Source organism: Stutzerimonas stutzeri (assembly GCF_024448895.1).
Lineage (GTDB): Bacteria > Pseudomonadota > Gammaproteobacteria > Pseudomonadales > Pseudomonadaceae > Stutzerimonas > Stutzerimonas stutzeri_Q.
Map to the genome: position 1 here is coordinate 168,586 of NZ_JAMOIC010000006.1, position 18,427 is coordinate 187,012.

Annotated in this window: 13 protein-coding genes; 6 read left to right on the plus strand and 7 right to left on the minus strand. The window is 56.3% G+C overall.

Going from position 1 to position 18,427, the window contains the following annotated elements:
* Positions 1-24: 24 nt before the first annotated feature.
* On the minus strand, positions 25-1,470 hold the full coding sequence (locus tag NA619_RS09605) for an HDOD domain-containing protein (RefSeq protein WP_423836818.1): 1,446 nt from the start codon (positions 1,468-1,470) through the stop codon (positions 25-27).
* Positions 1,471-1,613: 143 nt separating this feature from the next.
* On the opposite strand from NA619_RS09605, the gene NA619_RS09610 reads away from it, so the two are divergent.
* The 6 genes from NA619_RS09610 to fabI are packed head-to-tail and all read left to right on the plus strand — an operon-like array spanning position 1,614 to position 9,843.
* A complete protein-coding gene (locus NA619_RS09610) occupies positions 1,614-3,443 on the plus strand; it encodes an extracellular solute-binding protein (RefSeq protein ID WP_255961762.1) in 1,830 nt (609 codons plus the stop codon).
* Positions 3,440-5,320, plus strand: coding sequence for an extracellular solute-binding protein (locus tag NA619_RS09615; RefSeq protein WP_255961629.1), 1,881 nt, complete (start codon positions 3,440-3,442; stop codon positions 5,318-5,320). Before NA619_RS09610 ends, NA619_RS09615 begins: the two co-directional genes overlap by 4 nt.
* Positions 5,321-5,322: 2 nt before the next feature.
* Positions 5,323-6,396: a microcin C ABC transporter permease YejB gene (locus NA619_RS09620; RefSeq protein WP_255961630.1), complete on the plus strand. Its 1,074-nt coding sequence runs from the start codon at positions 5,323-5,325 to the stop codon at positions 6,394-6,396.
* A 1-nt stretch (position 6,397) separates the two neighbouring features.
* The gene (locus tag NA619_RS09625) at positions 6,398-7,417 is read left to right on the plus strand and encodes an ABC transporter permease (protein ID WP_255961631.1); all 1,020 of its coding nucleotides are present in this window, start codon (positions 6,398-6,400) and stop codon (positions 7,415-7,417) included.
* A gap of 1 nt (position 7,418) precedes the next feature.
* Positions 7,419-9,068 (plus strand): ABC transporter ATP-binding protein, encoded by a 1,650-nt coding sequence (locus tag NA619_RS09630; protein ID WP_255961632.1) that lies wholly within the window; start codon positions 7,419-7,421, stop codon positions 9,066-9,068.
* Complete coding sequence (gene fabI / locus NA619_RS09635; RefSeq protein ID WP_255961633.1) at positions 9,049-9,843, plus strand: enoyl-ACP reductase FabI; 795 nt, start codon at positions 9,049-9,051, stop codon at positions 9,841-9,843. Before NA619_RS09630 ends, fabI begins: the two co-directional genes overlap by 20 nt.
* 64 nt (positions 9,844-9,907) lie before the next feature.
* Here the strand turns inward: fabI and NA619_RS09640 are convergent, their stop codons facing one another.
* The 6 genes from NA619_RS09640 to tig form a co-directional block, all read right to left on the minus strand.
* The gene (locus NA619_RS09640) at positions 9,908-11,761 is read right to left on the minus strand and encodes a SurA N-terminal domain-containing protein (protein ID WP_255961634.1); all 1,854 of its coding nucleotides are present in this window, start codon (positions 11,759-11,761) and stop codon (positions 9,908-9,910) included.
* A 207-nt stretch (positions 11,762-11,968) separates the two neighbouring features.
* Complete coding sequence (hupB, locus tag NA619_RS09645) at positions 11,969-12,241, minus strand: nucleoid-associated protein HU-beta (protein WP_019339231.1); 273 nt, start codon at positions 12,239-12,241, stop codon at positions 11,969-11,971.
* 132 nt (positions 12,242-12,373) lie between these two features.
* Positions 12,374-14,770, minus strand: coding sequence for an endopeptidase La (gene lon, locus NA619_RS09650; protein ID WP_255961635.1), 2,397 nt, complete (start codon positions 14,768-14,770; stop codon positions 12,374-12,376).
* Positions 14,771-14,899: 129 nt separating this feature from the next.
* Positions 14,900-16,180, minus strand: coding sequence for an ATP-dependent Clp protease ATP-binding subunit ClpX (gene clpX, locus NA619_RS09655; RefSeq protein WP_122167538.1), 1,281 nt, complete (start codon positions 16,178-16,180; stop codon positions 14,900-14,902).
* 119 nt (positions 16,181-16,299) lie between these two features.
* A complete protein-coding gene (clpP, locus tag NA619_RS09660) occupies positions 16,300-16,938 on the minus strand; it encodes an ATP-dependent Clp endopeptidase proteolytic subunit ClpP (protein WP_255961636.1) in 639 nt (212 codons plus the stop codon).
* A gap of 87 nt (positions 16,939-17,025) precedes the next feature.
* Entirely contained in the window at positions 17,026-18,336 is a 1,311-nt protein-coding gene (gene tig, locus NA619_RS09665; RefSeq protein WP_255961637.1) for a trigger factor, read from the minus strand.
* Positions 18,337-18,427 lie beyond the last annotated feature (91 nt).

The following is an 18,427-nucleotide window of genomic DNA, read 5'->3' on the forward strand; positions in this document are numbered from 1 at the left end:
TCCAACCCGAATTGGTTGAGGCGATCAGCTGCGTTTACTCAATGCTTCGAGGCAACGACCTGCCAGCTGCGTGAACCGCTGGAAGGCTATGAACTGCTCATGCTTCAACGCGCGATCGGAAATGCGGTTGTCCGCATAGAGCACACCGATTTCCCGCGTGCCGGCCATGAGCGGTGCAATGAAGAACATCCCCTTCCCCAGCTGCTGGCGAAGCGGCAAGGTTACGAGGTCATCGAGGTTGTAGCTTGCTGGCACCCCCATCCAGAGGGGCTGACGCTGTCTTAGCACGTAGCTGAAGATATGCGCCTGCCCCGACGAATCACCCGGCAGAACGAAGCTCTCGAGCCACGGTTGAGTTTGCTCACCAGCGACACGCTTGGCGCGAAACGCAGTTTGCTGCTCAGCGAGAACCGCGAGCATCACGCGTTCGAGCCCTGCCCCTTCATGCAGACCTTTGAGCAAAGCGTTCAGAATCAGTGCGACATCGCCTCGACTGGACGTCATCATCCCCAGATCCTGCATCGATTGCTGCATCAAAAGCAGGTTAGGCTGCAGAAGACTGGCCGCGCGCTGGGCCTGTTGCAGCTTGACCTGCTCCGGGTCTGTTGACGGAATCAGCTTCCCCAAGCGGCTCGCGCCGAATGTCGTTGCGACATTGACTGCCTCGTCTGCGCTGGCGAGGATCTGCTGCATTGCATCTTCTTCGGATATCCCGCTGAACTCCGCCAGCTCCTTTACCAACGCGTCCATCTCGGGACATCCCCAGCCGTTCAGCGCGGCTACGCCAATACGAGCACCAAGACTCACTGAGCGCACTGCGGGATCGCGCAGGTTCGCCGAGCTGTGAGCGAAGCTGGCCAGTTCTCCGATGTTCCAGCTCTTAATGAGCCCAAGATTCAACTGACGAAAACTCGTGCCGATGATCCTCTCGACAGCTTGATCGTGGTCCACTTCGCTTACGGTCAAGGCAGCTGCAAGCTCATCTGCCTGCGCACCGCCACAGCCCCAGAAGGCAAGCTCACCAACCTCGTGTAGCAAGGTCGCGATGAAAACCTCTTCTTCGTGCTTGGTCAGTACATAGCCCGCGATATTTCGGGCCTGAACAGCTGCGTGGAACGACCTGGCCAGCAGTTCCTGTAGCTGTTGACGTGGCGCTTGATCCAGAAGGCCATCGATCAGGCTGACTGAAAGGCTGATCAATCGAACATTGTCGAAGCCGATCATCACGATGGCGCGGGATATGGTCTTGATAGTTTCCTGCGACGGATTGTAATAGCTGCTATTCCCGACCCTAAGGACCTTGGACGTCAGCGACGCGTCGCGTAGCAGCACGTCCGCTAGTTGCTGAACGGAGGCATTCTCCTGCTGCGTTAGCCGCTGCAGATCCTGCACGACCGCCGCCAAGGCAGGCAGCTCGGACTGATTCAAGCGGTCTATCCATGACTGCAGCCCATAGGTAGTTTCACTCAAGATCTGCGACCTCACCCAGGCATTGGGCGGCTAAAAAAGGAAAGGCAGTTTGCCCAGATGGCTGGCCTTTTTCCAGCCGATACAAGCTGTTACTGTACTCGGCCGAAAAGACCGAAAGCGCCATGGATCGGATTCACCGTTTGATGCGACCCATCCTAATACTATTGAGCTGCCTGGGACTGAGCTTTCCGTCTTTCGCCACCATCAGCGAAAGCCACGGTTATGCGCAGTTCGGCACGCTTAAATATGCAGAAAACTTTGCCCATTTCGATTGGGTCAACCCCGACGCGCCAAAGGGCGGGATTGTCCGCTTGATGGCATCAGGCACCTTCGACACGCTCAATCCCTATACCTTCAAGGGCACCAGCCCGACCGCGACACCCGGTTTCTTTCAGTACGGCATCAGCGAGATGAACGAACCGCTGATGGTCGGCACCGGCGTTTATGACCCCTCGGGTGATGAGCCCGCTTCTGCTTACGGGTTGATCGCAGAAACCATCGAATACAGCGACAACCATAGCTGGGTGGTTTTCAATCTGCGCGAATCTGCGCGCTTCCATGACGGTCGCCCGATCACCGCCTACGACGTTGCCTTCTCCTACCGACTTCTGATCAAGGACGGTCATCCCCGTTTTCGCACCGATCTGCAAGGGGTCGAGCGAGTTGACATACTCAACCGGCACCGCATCCGCTTCGTGTTCGACAAGCCCGAACAGCCCCTGCTTATCATGAGGCTCGGTGAGCTGCCGGTCCTACCTCAGCATTACTGGAAAGACCGGGATTTTCGAGCCACCACGTTCGAGCCGCCGCTCGGAAGTGGTCCATATCGAATCAGCGAGGTACAGCCAGGCCGCAGGGTAGCGTTCGAACGGGTCCAGAACTGGTGGGGCGCCGATCTCCCAGCCAACCGAGGGAAGTACAACTTCAACCGGGTCGAAGTGGAGTTCTATCGCGACACAACCGTCGCTTTCGAAGCATTCAAAGTCGGTGAATTCGATTTCTACATCGAGCATCAGGCGAAGAACTGGGCCAACGGTTATCAATTCCCGGCCGTCCTGCGCGGCGATGTCATTCGTGCCGAAATCCCACACCAGATTCCGACCCAGACGCAGGCGCTGTTCTTGAATGGTCGGCGGCCCACCTTTGCGGATATCAGGGTTCGTCAGGCATTGGGCATGCTGTTCGACTTTGAATGGACGAATCGCGCGCTGTTCTATGGGGCCTACAAGCGGAGCGAAAGCTACTACCCGAACAGCGACTTCGCAGCGACCGGATTACCGGAAGGCGGAGAATGGCTGCTGCTGTCACCCTTCCGCGATCAGCTGCCAGCGCAGTTATTCACTGAGCCATTCGAACTGCCGGAAACGGACGGCCGCGGGATTCCGCGTGACACCTTACGCAAAGCTCTGGCCCTACTCCAGGAAGCCGGCTGGAAGCTGACCCCGGATGGCCTTCGCGACAAAGCTGGTCGCGCTTTTCGCTTCGAGATCCTGCTCGTCAACCCACGTCTCGAGCGCATCCTGCAACCCTATACGGAGAACCTGGCGCGAATCGGTATTCAGGCGAATCTGCGCAGCGTCGATGGAGCGCAGTACAAGCAACGCCTGGATCAGTACGACTACGACGTGATACTGACGACTCTGGGCCAGAGTCTGAGTCCAGGACTCGAGCAGTGGCTGTATTTCCATTCCAGCCAGGTCAGCGTCAAGGGCGGGCGAAACTACGCCGGCATTGCCAATCCGATAGTCGACGAGCTACTGACGAAGCTGCTTGCAGCCAAATCCCGGGACGAGCAGATCGCTGCGGCGCGCGCCATCGACCGTGTCTTGCTGTGGAATCACTACACCATTCCAAACTGGTACATCAGCTACCACCGACTGGCTTATCGCAACCGGTTCGCCCACGTCACCACCCCGCCTTATACACTCGGGGTACGTGCATGGTGGTTAAAGGACCTGGAGAAGGCTCAATGACAAGAAATGCACGACTGTCTTTCCTGCGAGCGGGCGCCCTGGCTCTCCTGTGTGTCAGCGGGATGCTCAAAGCCGCACCCCAACATGCGCTGACCCTGTACGGCGAAAAGCCCAAGTATCCAGCGGAATTTGCTCATTTCGATTACGCCAACCCGGACGCGCCGAAGGGCGGTCTGCTCCGCCAGGCGGGCTTCGGCAGTTTCGATACCCTGAACCCCTTCATTAACAAGGGCGTTTCAGCTGACGACATCGGTCTCGTTTACGACACGCTGACGACCAGCAGCCTGGACGAGCCTTTCACCGTTTACGGGCTGCTGGCAGAAAAGATCGAGAAAGGCCCGAACAACGAGTGGGTGCGCTTCTATCTGAGACCCGAAGCGCGCTTCCATGATGGCGAGCCCGTAGAAGCCGAGGACGTTGTTTTCAGCTTCGAGACCCTCGTCAGCAAAGGCGCTCCGCATTACCGTGGCTATTATGCAGACGTCGAAAAGGCCGTGGCTGAAGGCCCTCGGCGCGTTCGTTTCGATTTCAAACATGCTGGTAACCGAGAGCTGCCATTGATTCTTGGCCAGCTTCAGATCTTGCCGAAACACTGGTGGGCTGACCGAGACTTCACTTCAGGCAGCATGGAAATACCCCTCGGCAGCGGTCCTTATCGCGTCGAAAAGGTCGAGGCTGGTCGATCCGTTCGATATGCCCGGGTCGAAGACTATTGGGGTAAGGATCTGGCGGTAAATAGAGGTTTCTACAACTTCGACCACGTGCATTTCGATTACTACCGGGACAACACGGTTGCACTTCAAGCATTCAAAGCCGGCCATTTTGATTACTGGCTGGAAACCAGCGCGAAGAACTGGGCGACCGCCTATGACATCCCGGCCGTCAAGAACGGGCGAATAGTCAAAGAAGAAATCGAAAACCATAATCCGCAAGGTATGCAGGGTTTCATTTTCAATACTCGTCGCGCTCGGCTGCAGGACATCAAAGTACGAGAAGCCCTGGCTTTGCTTTTTGATTTTGAATGGACGAATCGTCAGCTGTTCAACGGCGCCTACACGCGCACCACCAGTTACTTCGACAACTCTGAACTCGCATCTTCGGGATTGCCGAGCGAGAAGGAACTGAGTGTGTTGGAGCCACTGCGTGGCAAAGTACCCGATGCTGTGTTCGACAAGGCTTTCGAACTGCCCCAGACCAAAGCCGACGGCATGATTCGCGAACAGCAGCGACGCGCCTATGAGCTGTTGACTGCCGCTGGCTGGAAGATCGAAAACGACCGCATGGTCGATGCCAACGGCAAGCCGGTAAAGCTGGAGTTCCTGCTGGTTCAGGCTGACTTCGAGCGTGTGCTGCTGCCATACAAGCGCAACCTTGCGGGCTTGGGCATCGACCTGGAAATCCGCCGAGTCGATGTCTCGCAGTACATCAATCGGCTCCGCTCCCGTGACTACGACATGATCGTCAGCGGCTTCGCCCAATCAAGCTCCCCAGGTAACGAGCAGCGCGAATATTGGCACTCGGCCAGCGCGGACAATCCGGGAAGTCGCAACTTCATTGGATTGAAGGATCCGGCAATCGACACCTTGGTAGAAAAGCTGATCAACGCCGACTCGCGCGAAGAGCTGATCACTCGCACTCGCGCCTTGGATCGTACCCTGCTGTGGGGCCACTACGTGATCCCCAACTGGCACATCAAGACCTGGAGGGTTGCTTACTGGAATCATCTTGCTCATCCGTCAATCACCCCCGACTCGAATGTGGGCCTGATGACCTGGTGGCATAAGCCCGATATCGATATGCCCAAGCCGAAGCCAATCGAAGATGGGGACACGGACGGATCAAACCCCGCCGGCGCTAATCCTGCGGCGGAGAGATAAGCATGCTTGCTTATGTTTTCCGGCGGTTGTTGCTGATCATTCCAACCCTGTTCGGCATCTTGCTCATCAACTTCATCATTATTCAGGCTGCCCCTGGTGGGCCGGTCGAGCAGGCTATTGCCAAGCTGGAAGGGTTTGAAGGCGCGACCAGTCGGATAGCCGGCGGCGGTTCCGAAGTGGCCACCGGTAGCAACAACTATCGAGGCGGGCAAGGCCTTGATCCCGACCTTATTGCTGAGATCGAGCGGCTCTATGGGTTTGACAAACCGGCTCCTGAGCGCTTCTGGATCATGCTGAGCAACTACCTGCGCCTCGACTTCGGGGAGAGCTTCTTCCGAGACGCCAAGGTGACCGACCTGATCATCGAGAAGATGCCAGTCTCTATCTCCTTGGGGTTATGGAGCACGCTGATCATGTACATGGCCTCGATACCGCTGGGAATCGCCAAGGCGACTCGCCATGGCACGGCGTTCGACGTCTGGACCAGTTCGGCAATCATCGTGGGCTACGCAATACCAGCGTTCCTGTTTGCCATTCTGCTCATCGTGTTGTTTGCCGGCGGCAGTTATTGGAACTGGTTTCCGTTGAGAGGACTCACGTCGGGCAACTTCGACGAACTGACGCTTGGTGGGAAAATCATCGACTACTTCTGGCATCTGGCGCTTCCGGTGACGGCATTGGTCATTGGGAATTTCGCGACCCTGACCCTGCTGACGAAAAACAGCTTCCTCGACGAAATCAACAAACAGTACGTCATCACAGCGCGCGCAAAGGGCCTCAGCAAGAATCGCGTGCTCTATGGCCATGTCTTTCGCAATGCCATGTTGATCATCATTGCCGGCTTCCCCTCCGCATTCATCGGCATGTTCTTCACTGGCTCGCTGTTGATCGAAGTGATTTTTTCGCTGGACGGGCTGGGACTGCTCAGCTTCGAAGCCGCCATCAACCGCGACTATCCAGTGGTATTTGGCACGCTCTTCCTGTTCACCCTGCTCGGCCTCGTCGTAAAGCTGATTGGCGACCTGACCTACACGCTCGTTGATCCACGAATCGACTTCGAAAGCAGGGAGGCCTGAAATGACGCTGTCGCCGTTGAATCAGCGTCGTTTTGCCCTGTTCAAAGCGCACAAGCGGGGCTGGTGGTCGCTCTGGATATTTCTCACGCTGTTCATCCTGAGTCTCGGGGCGGAGATGATCGCCAACGACAAGCCCATCGTCGTGCGTTTTGACGGCGGGTGGTATTTCCCCGTCGCCAAGCGCTACCCCGAGACAGTATTCGGTGGGGAGTTTCCCTTGCAGGCCAACTACAAAGGCCCTTACATCCAGGAGCTGATCGAGAAAAAAGACGGCTGGATGATCTGGCCACCGATTCCGTTCCATCACTCCAGCATCAATTACGATCTTCAGGTTCCAGCACCTGCCCCACCATCCCTAGATAACTGGCTGGGGACCGACGACCAGGGCCGCGATGTCCTTGCCAGAGTCATCTACGGCTTTCGAATCTCCGTTCTGTTTGCACTGACGCTCACCCTGATCAGCTCGGTGATCGGTGTAATTGCTGGCGCCTTGCAAGGGTTCTATGGGGGCTGGGTGGATCTCGTGGGTCAGCGCGTCCTGGAGATCTGGTCGGGGTTGCCAGTGCTCTACCTGCTGATCATCCTCGCGAGCTTCGTGCAGCCCAACTTATGGTGGCTGCTCGGAATCATGCTGCTTTTCTCGTGGATGAGTCTGGTTGATGTTGTCCGTGCAGAGTTCCTGCGAGGTCGAAATCTCGAATATGTACGCGCAGCAAGGGCATTGGGGATGCGTAACGGAGCCATCATGTTTCGTCACATTCTCCCTAACGCGATGGTCTCAACCATGACCTTCATGCCGTTCATCCTCACCGGCGCGATAGGTACCTTGACTGCATTGGACTTCCTTGGCTTCGGTCTGCCGCCTGGGGCGCCGTCTCTCGGCGAACTGGTCGCACAGGGCAAGTCGAATCTGCAGGCGCCCTGGCTGGGCATCAGTGCCTTCATGGTGCTTGCCGTCATGCTGACGCTGCTGGTGTTTATCGGCGAGGCCGCGCGTGATGCCTTCGACCCAAGGAAATAGCATGACCGAGAATCTGATTGAGATCCGCGATCTGGCCGTCGAGTTTGTCACAGGTGGCAAAGCTCACCGCGTAGTCGAGGGCGTGAGCTTCGATATTCGCAAGGGCGAGACGCTGGCGCTGGTGGGTGAAAGCGGTTCCGGCAAGTCCGTCACTGCGCATTCCATACTGCGGCTCCTGCCCTACCCGCTGGCCCAGCACCCCGCAGGCGAAATCCGTTATGCCGGGGAAGACCTGCTCAAAGCCTCTGAAAAACGCATGCGGGGCGTTCGCGGTAATCGCATCGCAATGGTATTTCAGGAGCCGATGACTTCGCTCAACCCCCTTCACACCATCGGCAAGCAGATCAACGAGGTACTGCAAATCCACAAGGGGCTCAATGGCAAGGCCGCCACGGCACGTACCTTGGAGCTTCTCGAACTGGTGGGAATTCCGGAACCTGCAAAGCGGATCCGTGCGTATCCCCATGAGCTATCAGGCGGACAACGTCAGCGCGTGGTGATTGCCATGGCGTTGGCAAACGAACCTGAACTACTGATCGCCGACGAGCCCACCACCGCGCTGGACGTTACGGTGCAACTGAAGATCCTGGAGCTGCTCAAGGATCTGCAGGCGCGCCTGGGAATGGCGCTTCTGCTGATCAGCCACGATCTGAATCTCGTTCGACGCATCGCTCATCGAGTATGTGTCATGCAGAGCGGTCGCGTCGTCGAACAGGCAGCTTGCGAAAAACTGTTCAGATCGCCAGAGCATCCTTATACCCAGGAACTGCTTGCGGCCGAACCCAGCGGAGACCCGGTGGCAGTTGTGGAAGCCGCCCCAGCATTATTGGAAGTCAAAGACCTGCGAGTCTGGTTTCCTATCAAGAAGGGACTCTTTCGGCGCACCGTTGACCACATCAAGGCGGTCGACGGCGTCACGTTCAGTTTGCCCCAAGGGCAGACGCTGGGGATCGTAGGTGAAAGTGGATCGGGAAAGTCCACACTAGGGTTAGCGATACTTCGACTGATCTCCAGCACCGGTGAGATTCGTTTTCGGGACCAGGCGCTGGAGAAAATGTCGCAAGGGGCAGTACGCCCGCTTAGACGTCAGATGCAGGTGGTGTTTCAGGATCCTTTTGGCAGTCTCAGCCCGCGCATGTCTGTAGGCCAGATCGTCGGAGAGGGCCTCAGCATTCACGGGATGGGCTCCGCTACGGAGCAAGCGCGAGCAATCATCGATGCGCTGGTCGAAGTCGGACTCGACCCGGAAAGTCGACACCGTTACCCCCACGAGTTTTCCGGTGGGCAGCGGCAGCGGATCGCCATTGCCAGGGCACTGGTTCTCAAGCCTGATCTGATCCTGCTTGATGAACCTACCTCGGCGCTGGATCGAACCGTGCAGCGGCAGGTAGTGGAGCTACTACGCTCGCTACAGGCCAAGTACAACCTGACCTACCTGTTCATCAGCCACGACCTGGCGGTGGTAAGGGCGCTAAGTCACCAGATGATGGTGGTCAAGCAAGGCAGGGTCATTGAACAGGGAGCAGCAAAGGCCATCTTTGCCGCCCCCCAACATCCGTATACACAGCAGTTGCTGGAATCGGCCTTCATGGCGCCGGCTACTGATGAACAACCAGAAGAGGGACAAGCACATGGGTTTTCTTACCGGTAAGCGCGTACTGATCGTCGGCGTCGCCAGCAAACTGTCGATTGCCTCCGGCATCGCCGCGGCCATGCACCGTGAGGGCGCCGAACTGGCTTTCACCTATCAGAACGAAAAGCTCAAGGGCCGCGTCGAAGAGTTCGCTGCCAGCTGGGGCTCGAGTCCGGATCTGTGTTTCCCTTGCGACGTTGCAAGCGACGACGAAATCGTCAAGGTATTCGAAGAACTGGGCAAAAAGTGGGATAGCCTTGATGGCATCGTCCATTCCGTCGGTTTCGCACCTGGCGATCAGCTAGATGGTGATTTCACCGATGTCACCACGCGCGACGGCTTCCGCATCGCACACGACATCAGCGCCTACAGTCTCGTTGCGCTGGCCAAGGCTGGCCGTCCTCTGATGAAAGGACGTAACGGCAGCATCCTTACCTTGTCCTACCTCGGCGCTGAGCGCACCATGCCCAACTACAACGTCATGGGCATGGCCAAGGCCAGCCTCGAAGCGGGTGTACGTTATCTGGCTGGCAGCCTTGGCCCTGAAGGTACGCGGGTTAACGCAGTTTCAGCGGGCCCTATCCGGACCCTCGCCGCTTCAGGCATCAAGAGTTTCCGTAAGATGCTGGCCGCCAATGAGAAACAGACGCCCCTGCGCCGCAACGTAACCATCGATGAAGTCGGCAATGCCGGCGCATTCCTCTGCTCCGACCTCGCATCTGGGATCAGCGGTGAAATCCTCTATGTCGATGGTGGTTTCAACACTACCGCCATGGGTGCAATCGAGGATTGATAAGTCCGAGCGAAACAAAAAAACCCGCATTGGATGCGGGTTTTTTTTTGCCTGTTAATGCCTGTCAGAAAGTTTCGATCTTGGCATCACTGTGCAGCATTTGCCGATACGCAGCGAAATCCTGCTGCCCGCTACGTGAGGCAAGGAAGCGACGATAGTTTTGCTTGTCTTCTTCCGATAGCGCGGATTCAGGCTCGCTAACACCGCTTAACCGAACGACCACATAGTCACCATTAGTGAGCCTAACCATGCCATAGCTAGGCTTTTCGTTGGCTTCAGGCTTCGGCATGCGGAACACTTGCTGCAGCACCTCAGGTTCAACACCCTCCTGGCTGCGAGAAGCGGCTTCTACGGGCTGCCACTGGCCGCTCGCGTCACCACCGTCACGCAAGGTGGCGATCAGTTCCTCACTCGCCTGCTTCGCCTGATCAGTGGCCTTGCTGCGCTGAAGCTGCGCGACGATATCGTCCTTGACCTCATCGAATGGCAACGCTTCAGGTTGCAAGTGCTGCTTCACGCGGACTGCAATGGCGGTATCTGGGTCCAGTTCTATGACACCACTGTTCGCGCCATCAACTAGAACTTCTTCGCTGAACGCGGCCTGGATGACCTGCCGATTCGCTGCCACACCTGCCCCACCCTCACGTCCAAAGGCTTGAGTTGTCTGGACGGAAAGGCCCAACTCCTGAGCCGGTTGGGCAAGGTCGGAGGATTCAAACGCGGTGTCTTCAAGCTGCTTGCTAGCTTCGACAAAGCGTTGTTCTACTTGCTGAGCCTTGATCTCACGAACCAGCTCGGGCCTGAGGCTATCGAGAGTCGGAACCTCCGGTGACTGAACGCCGAGCAGCTTGATCAGATGCCAGCCGAACTCTGAACGAATCGGCTCAGAAACCTGGCCATCCTTTAGTGCGTACAGAGCCTCTTCAAAGGCCGGGTCGTAGACACCTGGGCCTGCGAAGCCGAGATCTCCACCTTCATTAGCAGAGCCGGGATCCTCTGAAAGCTCCTTGGCCAAAGCGGCGAAGTCCTCGCCTTCACTCAGGCGTTTGGCAACTTCGTCAATTTTGACTCTCGCATCGCCATCGCCCGCGTCATCAGCCTCGATCAGGATATGTGCGGCACGACGTTGTTCTGCCAGATTAGCGATGCGTTGCTGATACAGATCATTTACGTCGTCGTCTGAAGCCTCAACCTGATCAAAGAAGGACTCCTTCTTCAACTCGACGTACTCAACCACCACCTGCTCTGGCGAGCGATAGCGGTCAGTGTTCTGCTCGTAGTGCTGGCGCGCTTCGTCGTCGCTTACCTCCACGCTAGCTGTGTCTGCAGGAATGGAAATAGTGGCGAAATCACGAGTTTGCTGTTCGAGACGAGCAAACGCCTCGATCTGCTCGTCCGTCACGAAGCCAGAACCGGATATCCCGGCCCGAAGCTGACCTATGAGCATTTCCTGCTTCATGAGCTCACGAAATTGAAACCTCGTGTAGCCCATCTGCTGAATGACCTGGTCGAAGCGCGCCGCGCTGAATGCACCATCAACGGTGAACTCGGGCGTTTGCAGAATCAACTGGTCGAGCGCCGTCTCGGAAAAAGCGAAATCCGCGTCGCGGGCACCTTGAAGCAACAGTGCACGGTCGATCAAAGCGCGCAAGGAAGACTCGCGTACGAGCTTGTCATCAAGCATCGAAGGATCGAAATTACCACCAAGTTGCTGGGCGAGCTGACGTCGCTGCATGTTCATTGCTTGGTTGAGCTCATCCAGCGAGATTTCCTCACCGTTGACCTCAGCGGCGTTTCGGCTGTTGCTGGCAGCGTTGAAGATGGCGTCGAAGCCCGTCAGCGCCAGCAACATGATAATGATGCCGATGATCGTTTTGGCAATCCAGCCTTGTGAATTGTCCCTGATGTTCTGAAGCATGCATCCCCCAGGAGTCAGCTGCGCAATGTTCACTGCAGCAAGGGTGGAATCCGGATAAAAGAAAGGCGCATCCAGGGATGCGCCTTCTCGGAGCTTTTGGAGCAGTTGGGCTTATCCCCCAAGCCCGAACACAACAGGCAATGCCTGTTTGAATAACCGCTCCAGGCCAGAGTCAGCATTAGCGACTACTGGCCGGATCGAAAACGCTTAGTTGACAGCGTCTTTCAGTGCTTTACCAGCCTTGAAACCCGGAATCTTAGCAGCAGCGATGTCGATCGGCTTACCAGTCTGAGGGTTGCGGCCGGTACGAGCAGCACGCTCCTTGACAGCGAAAGTACCGAAACCAACCAGTACCACGGAATCACCAGCCTTCAGAGCGCCTGTGACGGATTCAATTACTGCATCCAGCGCGCGGCCAGCAACAGCTTTCGGGATATCAGCAGATGCAGCAATGGCATCGATCAGTTCCGACTTGTTCACTCTAAGTCCCCTTATTTCTGTTGAGTCGTATCTTTAATTTTGGGTGTAAGCAAAGCGGCGCCGAAATAGCAACGACACGAAGGGCCGGCTTATATCAAGGCTACCGAAAATGTGTCAATGAAGCCTTGCAGACTAATGCGTGCTGATTCGCTCCTTGGAATCAGGCTCGCGCTTGTCGTCCTTTGCAACGATATCAGGAGCCGCATCGGGCAAGGGCTCCGGCGCGTATTGCAGCGCAATTTGGAGGACTTCGTCAATCCACTTGACCGGTTTAATCTGCAGGTCCTGCTTAATATTCTCCGGAATCTCTTTCAGATCACGCTGATTCTCTTCTGGAATGATCACAGTCTTGATGCCACCCCTATGTGCGGCGAGCAACTTTTCCTTCAAACCACCAATAGCCAGAACCTGACCACGCAGAGTGATTTCACCGGTCATGGCAACTTCGGCACGCACCGGTATTTGCGTCAGCGCTGATACGAGCGCTGTGCACATGCCGATACCTGCGCTCGGGCCGTCCTTAGGCGTAGCGCCCTCCGGAACGTGGATATGGATGTCCTGCTTCTCGTGGAAGTCAACGGGAAGGCCAAGACTTGCCGCCCTACTACGAACCACGGTCAGCGCAGCAGTAATGGATTCTCCCATCACGTCGCCGAGCGAACCTGTTTTGGTCAGCCTGCCTTTTCCAGGGACCACAGCCGCCTCGATGGTCAGCAGTTCGCCGCCAACCTGTGTCCATGCAAGGCCCGTCACCTGCCCAACCTGATCCTGCTGTTCAGCGAGGCCGTAACGGAACTTACGCACGCCGAGGAAATGCTCGAGCGAATCGGCAGTGACTTTCACTTCAAAGCGCTTTTCCGCTGCGTGCTCCTTCACGACCTTGCGGCATACCTTCGCCACCTGACGCTCCAAGCCACGTACGCCCGCTTCGCGCGTGTAGAAACGGATGATGTCGCGGATGGCCTCCTCTTCGAACAGCAACTCGGTTTTTTTCAGCCCATTGGCCTCAACCTGCTTCGGGACCAGGTAGCGCGTGGCGATATTGATCTTCTCGTCTTCGGTGTAGCCAGGCAGACGAATGATCTCCATCCGATCCAGCAGCGGTGCCGGGATGTTCATGGAGTTAGCAGTGCAGAGGAACATTACGTCGGAAAGGTCGTAGTCCACCTCGAGGTAATGGTCGTTGAAATTATGGTTCTGCTCGGGGTCCAGTACCTCCAGCAGCGCGGACGCAGGATCACCGCGCATGTCGTTCCCCATCTTGTCGATCTCGTCGAGCAGGAACAGCGGGTTGCGAACACCCACTTTGGTCATCTTCTGGATCAGACGGCCCGGCATCGAACCGATATAGGTGCGCCGATGGCCACGAATCTCAGCCTCATCACGCACGCCGCCCAGCGCCATTCTCACGAACTTGCGGTTAGTCGAGCGCGCAATGGATTCGGCAAGTGACGTTTTACCCACACCTGGGGGACCTACCAGGCACAGCACTGGCCCCTTGAGCTTCTTAACGCGCTTCTGCACGGCGAGGTATTCAAGGATACGGTCTTTGACTTCCTCAAGGCCGTAGTGATCAGTATCGAGCACCTCTTCCGCCTTGGTCAGGTCGAGGCGAACCTTGCTCGCTGCCTTCCAAGGCACATTGACCAACCAATCAATGTAGGTCCGGACTACTGTCGCTTCGGCGGACATCGGCGACATCTGCTTGAGCTTGTTCAGCTCGGTCGTGGCCTTCGTATACGCGTCTTTGCTCAATCCGGCGTTTTCAATGCGCTTTTTCAGGTCATCGATTTCGTTGTGACCTTCATCAATGTCCCCCAGCTCCTTCTGAATGGCCTTCATCTGCTCATTCAGGTAATACTCGCGCTGGCTTCGCTCCATCTGTTTCTTGACACGACCCCGGATGCGCTTCTCGACCTGTAGGAGGTCTATTTCAGCGTCCAGCAGCGCCAGAACGTGCTCGACTCTTTCAGGCAGGTCGGTGATTTCGAGTATGGCTTGCTTTTGCTCAATCTTGAGCGCCATGTGAGCAGCCATGGTATCGACCAGACGTGCCGGCTCGTCAATGCTGGCGAGAGATGAAAGCACCTCGGAAGGCACCTTCTTCCCGAGCTGAACGTACTGCTCGAATTGGCTCAAAAGACTGCGGGTGAAGACTTCAGCTTCACGCTCTTCGATTTCCGTTTCATCGATCAGCGATACTTCAGCGCGGCAATGGTCGTCCACATCGAAAAAGCGATCAATCACACCACGCTGTTCACCCTCGACCAGCACTTTGACTGTGCCGTCTGGCAGCTTCAACAGTTGCAGAACCGTCGCGACCGTACCCACCCGGTACAGGCCTTCTTCGTTCGGATCATCGTCAGCCGGGTTCTTCTGGGCCAAGAGCAGTATCTGCTTGTCGCCGGACATCGCCGCTTCCAGCGCCTCGATAGATTTTTCCCGCCCGACGAACAGCGGAATCACCATATGCGGGTAAACCACTACGTCGCGCAGCGGTAAAAGGGGCAGTTCGATGGTTGTCTTCATAAATTCAGCTCTACGACGGCCATACGGCGATAAACGGAGAAAACATGCTTGGCATCAAGATGAGGGCGCCAGGGGCAAAAAACAAGGATGCTGTAGAAAAGCAAAGGGGCCCGGAGGCCCCTTGTTGTATTACGCGTCCGGCGCAGCCTTCGCAGGCGGCTCGCTGTTCTCGTAGATAAGCAGCGGCTGTGAAGTACCTTCGATCACGCTTTCGTCGATCACGACCTTGCTGACATCCTTCTGAGACGGGATCTCATACATGGTATCCAGCAGAACGCCTTCAAGGATCGAACGCAGACCACGCGCCCCGGTCTTGCGCTCCAGTGCCCTGGAAGCAACCGCCTTGAGGGCATCGGTACGGAATTCGAGATCTACGCCTTCCAGTTCGAAAAGCTTGGCGTACTGTTTCGTCAAAGCGTTCTTGGGCTCGGTAAGGATCTGAATGAGCGCCGCTTCATCCAGCTCGTCAAGCGTAGCAATGACCGGCAAGCGACCTACGAACTCGGGGATCAGACCAAACTTAACCAGATCGTCCGGCTCAACCGCTCGTAGAGATTCACCTATCTTCTTACCAGGGTCTTTACTACGGACTTCGGCATTGAAACCAATCCCGCCCTGCGTCGAGCGACCTTGAATAACCTTTTCCAGCCCGGCAAATGCGCCACCGCAAATAAACAGGATGTTACGAGTGTCGACTTGCAGGAATTCCTGCTGGGGATGCTTACGGCCACCCTGAGGCGGCACCGAGGCAACAGTACCCTCGATCAATTTAAGCAGCGCTTGCTGAACACCCTCACCAGATACGTCACGGGTAATGGAAGGGTTATCCGACTTGCGAGATATCTTGTCGATTTCGTCGATGTAGACGATGCCCATCTGGGCTTTCTCTACGTCGTAATCGCACTTCTGTAGCAGTTTCTGAATGATGTTCTCGACATCCTCGCCAACGTAACCAGCCTCAGTAAGCGTTGTGGCGTCAGCGATGGTAAACGGTACGTTCAGCAGCCGTGCGAGTGTTTCGGCGAGCAGTGTCTTGCCTGAACCGGTCGGCCCTATGAGCAGGATGTTGCTTTTGCCCAGCTCGACTTCTTCTTTCTTGTCGCGCTGATTGAGTCGCTTGTAATGGTTGTAAACAGCCACTGCGAGGATTTTCTTGGCGCGCTCCTGACCAATTACGTACTGGTCGAGAATGCCGCTGATCTCCTTGGGCGCAGGCAGTTTTTGCGCGCTGCTTTCGGCCTGTGCTTCTTGCACCTCCTCACGGATGATGTCATTGCACAGGTCTACGCACTCGTCGCAGATAAAGACAGAGGGGCCGGCAATCAACTTGCGTACTTCATGCTGGCTTTTGCCGCAGAAAGAGCAATAGAGCAGCTTGCCGGAATCCTCGCCGTTGCGGGTGTCAGTCATTCGATCGATCCAATCGGGGAAGGCTTGAAATACAAGATGAAGGCAAATGCGGGCATTTTCAAGGGTGCAAAAAGCGCACGTGACGGATGCCCGCTCTCTACACCCTCCAAGACCAGTGTTTAGACTGGCAGTTGCCGTTTTTCGTGGACAGCGTCGACAACACCGTACTCGAGCGCTCGAGAAGCACTCATGAAGTAGTCGCGATTGGTATCACGCTCAATTGTCTCCAGATCCTGCCCTGTGTGGTGGGCAAGCAACTGGTTCAGCCGCTCACGAATGAAAAGAATCTCACGCGCATGGATATCGATATCCGAAGCCTGACCCTGGAAGCCACCCAAAGGCTGGTGAATCATTACTCGAGCATTCGGCAGACAGAAGCGCTTACCCTTTGCACCACCGGCAAGCAGGAACGCGCCCATGCTGCAGGCCTGACCGATACAGGTGGTCGAGACATCCGCCTTGATGAACTGCATGGTGTCGTAGATGGCCATACCTGCGGTTACCGACCCACCAGGAGAGTTGATGTACAGATGAATATCCTTCTCGGGGTTTTCTGCCTCGAGGAACAGCATCTGCGCCACGATAAGGTTAGCCATGTAGTCTTCCACTTGGCCAACCACGAAAATCACCCGCTCCTTCAGGAGGCGGGAGTAGATGTCATACGCACGCTCGCCACGAGCGGACTGCTCGATGACCATCGGCACCAGTCCACCAGCGGCCTGGATATCTGGTGCTTGCATAAACGAATTGCCGGACATTTCCAACGATACTCCCTATGTCACGCCGCAAATACATAAGCCAGCACTAGGCTGGCTTATGAATGTGCATTAAACGATTGAAGAGGTTCAGGCAGCTTGCGGAGCTTCCGCAGGCTTCACTGCTTCTTCGTAGGAGACCGATTTGTCGGTCACTTTAGCCTGCTGCAGGACAGTATCTACAACTTGTTCTTCGAGCACAACAGAACGGACTTCGTTCAATTGCTCGTCATTTTTGTAGTACCAGGAGACGACCTGCTCAGGCTCTTGATAAGCCGAAGCCATTTCTTCGATCAGCTCGCGGACGCGCGCGTCATCAGGCTTCAGCTCGTACTGCTTGACCACTTCAGCAACGATCAGGCCCAGCACTACACGGCGCTTGGCCTGCTCTTCAAACAGCTCGGCCGGCAGTTGATCGGGCTTGATGTTGCCACCGAACTGCTGAACGGCCTGAACTCGCAGACGGTTCACTTCGTTGTCGATGAGTGCTTTTGGAACTTCGATCGGATTCGCGCTTACAAGCCCTTCCATGACCTGGTTCTTGACCTTGGTCTTGATGGCCTGACGCAGTTCTCGCTCCATGTTCTTCTTCACTTCAGCACGGAAGCCTTCGAGGCCACCTTCCTGAACGCCGAATTGTGAAAAGAATTCCTCATTCAGCTCTGGCAGCTTAGGAGCTTCAACGCTGTTCACAGTGACTGTAAATTCGGCAGTTTTGCCAGCCAGATCGAGGTTCTGGTAATCCTCGGGGAAAGCCGGGTTGATCACTCGCTCTTCACCAGCCGTTGCACCAACCAAGGCCGATTCGAAGCCTGGGATCATGCGGCCGGAGCCAAGTACAAGCTGAGTACCTTGTGCCGAGCCACCTGCAAAGGCCTCACCGTCGATCTTGCCGACGAAGTCGATGTTCAGCTGATCGCCGTCTTCAGCCGCGCGATCGGCTTTCTCGTAACGAGTGTTCTGCTTGCGCAGGATTTCGAGCATGTTATCTACGTCGGAGTCCGCCACTTCGGCCTCCAGACGCTCGACTTCAATGGCGTCAAGACCAGCAACTTTGAACTCAGGGAATACTTCGAAAGTGGCAATGTATTCGAGGTCCTTGCCCTTCTCGAACACTTTAGGCTCGACTGCTGGCGCGCCAGCCGGATTCAGCTTTTCGGCAACTACTGCTTCGTAGAAGGTAGCCTGGATCAGATCGCCCAACGCTTCCTGGCGTGCAGCCGCTTCGTAGCGCTGGCGGATTACGCTCATCGGCACCTTGCCGGGACGGAAGCCTGGGATCTTTGCACGACTGGCGGTCTGTTGCAGACGCTTGTTGACTTCGGTCTCGATGCGCTCGACCGGCACGCCAATGGTCATGCGGCGCTCAAGAGCGGAGGTGCTTTCAACAGAAACTTGCATGGATTTTCCTCGTTGCACAGACATAAGCCGGCGTTCCGGCCCCAGAATGGGCAAGCATTCTAGTGGCTCGTACCAGAGAAGTCACCCTGCC

Excerpts from the sequence above, each read along its gene's own strand:
- NA619_RS09610 (WP_255961762.1), top strand. The coding sequence starts at position 1,614 with ATGCGACCCATCCTAATACTATTGAGCTGCCTGGGACTGAGCTTTCCG.
- NA619_RS09615 (WP_255961629.1), top strand. The coding sequence starts at position 3,440 with ATGACAAGAAATGCACGACTGTCTTTCCTGCGAGCGGGCGCCCTGGCT.
- NA619_RS09620 (WP_255961630.1), top strand. The coding sequence starts at position 5,323 with ATGCTTGCTTATGTTTTCCGGCGGTTGTTGCTGATCATTCCAACCCTG.
- NA619_RS09625 (WP_255961631.1), top strand. The coding sequence starts at position 6,398 with ATGACGCTGTCGCCGTTGAATCAGCGTCGTTTTGCCCTGTTCAAAGCG.
- NA619_RS09630 (WP_255961632.1), top strand. The coding sequence starts at position 7,419 with ATGACCGAGAATCTGATTGAGATCCGCGATCTGGCCGTCGAGTTTGTC.
- fabI (WP_255961633.1), top strand. The coding sequence starts at position 9,049 with ATGGGTTTTCTTACCGGTAAGCGCGTACTGATCGTCGGCGTCGCCAGC.
- NA619_RS09640 (WP_255961634.1), bottom strand. The coding sequence starts at position 11,761 with ATGCTTCAGAACATCAGGGACAATTCACAAGGCTGGATTGCCAAAACG.
- lon (WP_255961635.1), bottom strand. The coding sequence starts at position 14,770 with ATGAAGACAACCATCGAACTGCCCCTTTTACCGCTGCGCGACGTAGTG.
- clpX (WP_122167538.1), bottom strand. The coding sequence starts at position 16,180 with ATGACTGACACCCGCAACGGCGAGGATTCCGGCAAGCTGCTCTATTGC.
- clpP (WP_255961636.1), bottom strand. The coding sequence starts at position 16,938 with ATGTCCGGCAATTCGTTTATGCAAGCACCAGATATCCAGGCCGCTGGT.
- tig (WP_255961637.1), bottom strand. The coding sequence starts at position 18,336 with ATGCAAGTTTCTGTTGAAAGCACCTCCGCTCTTGAGCGCCGCATGACC.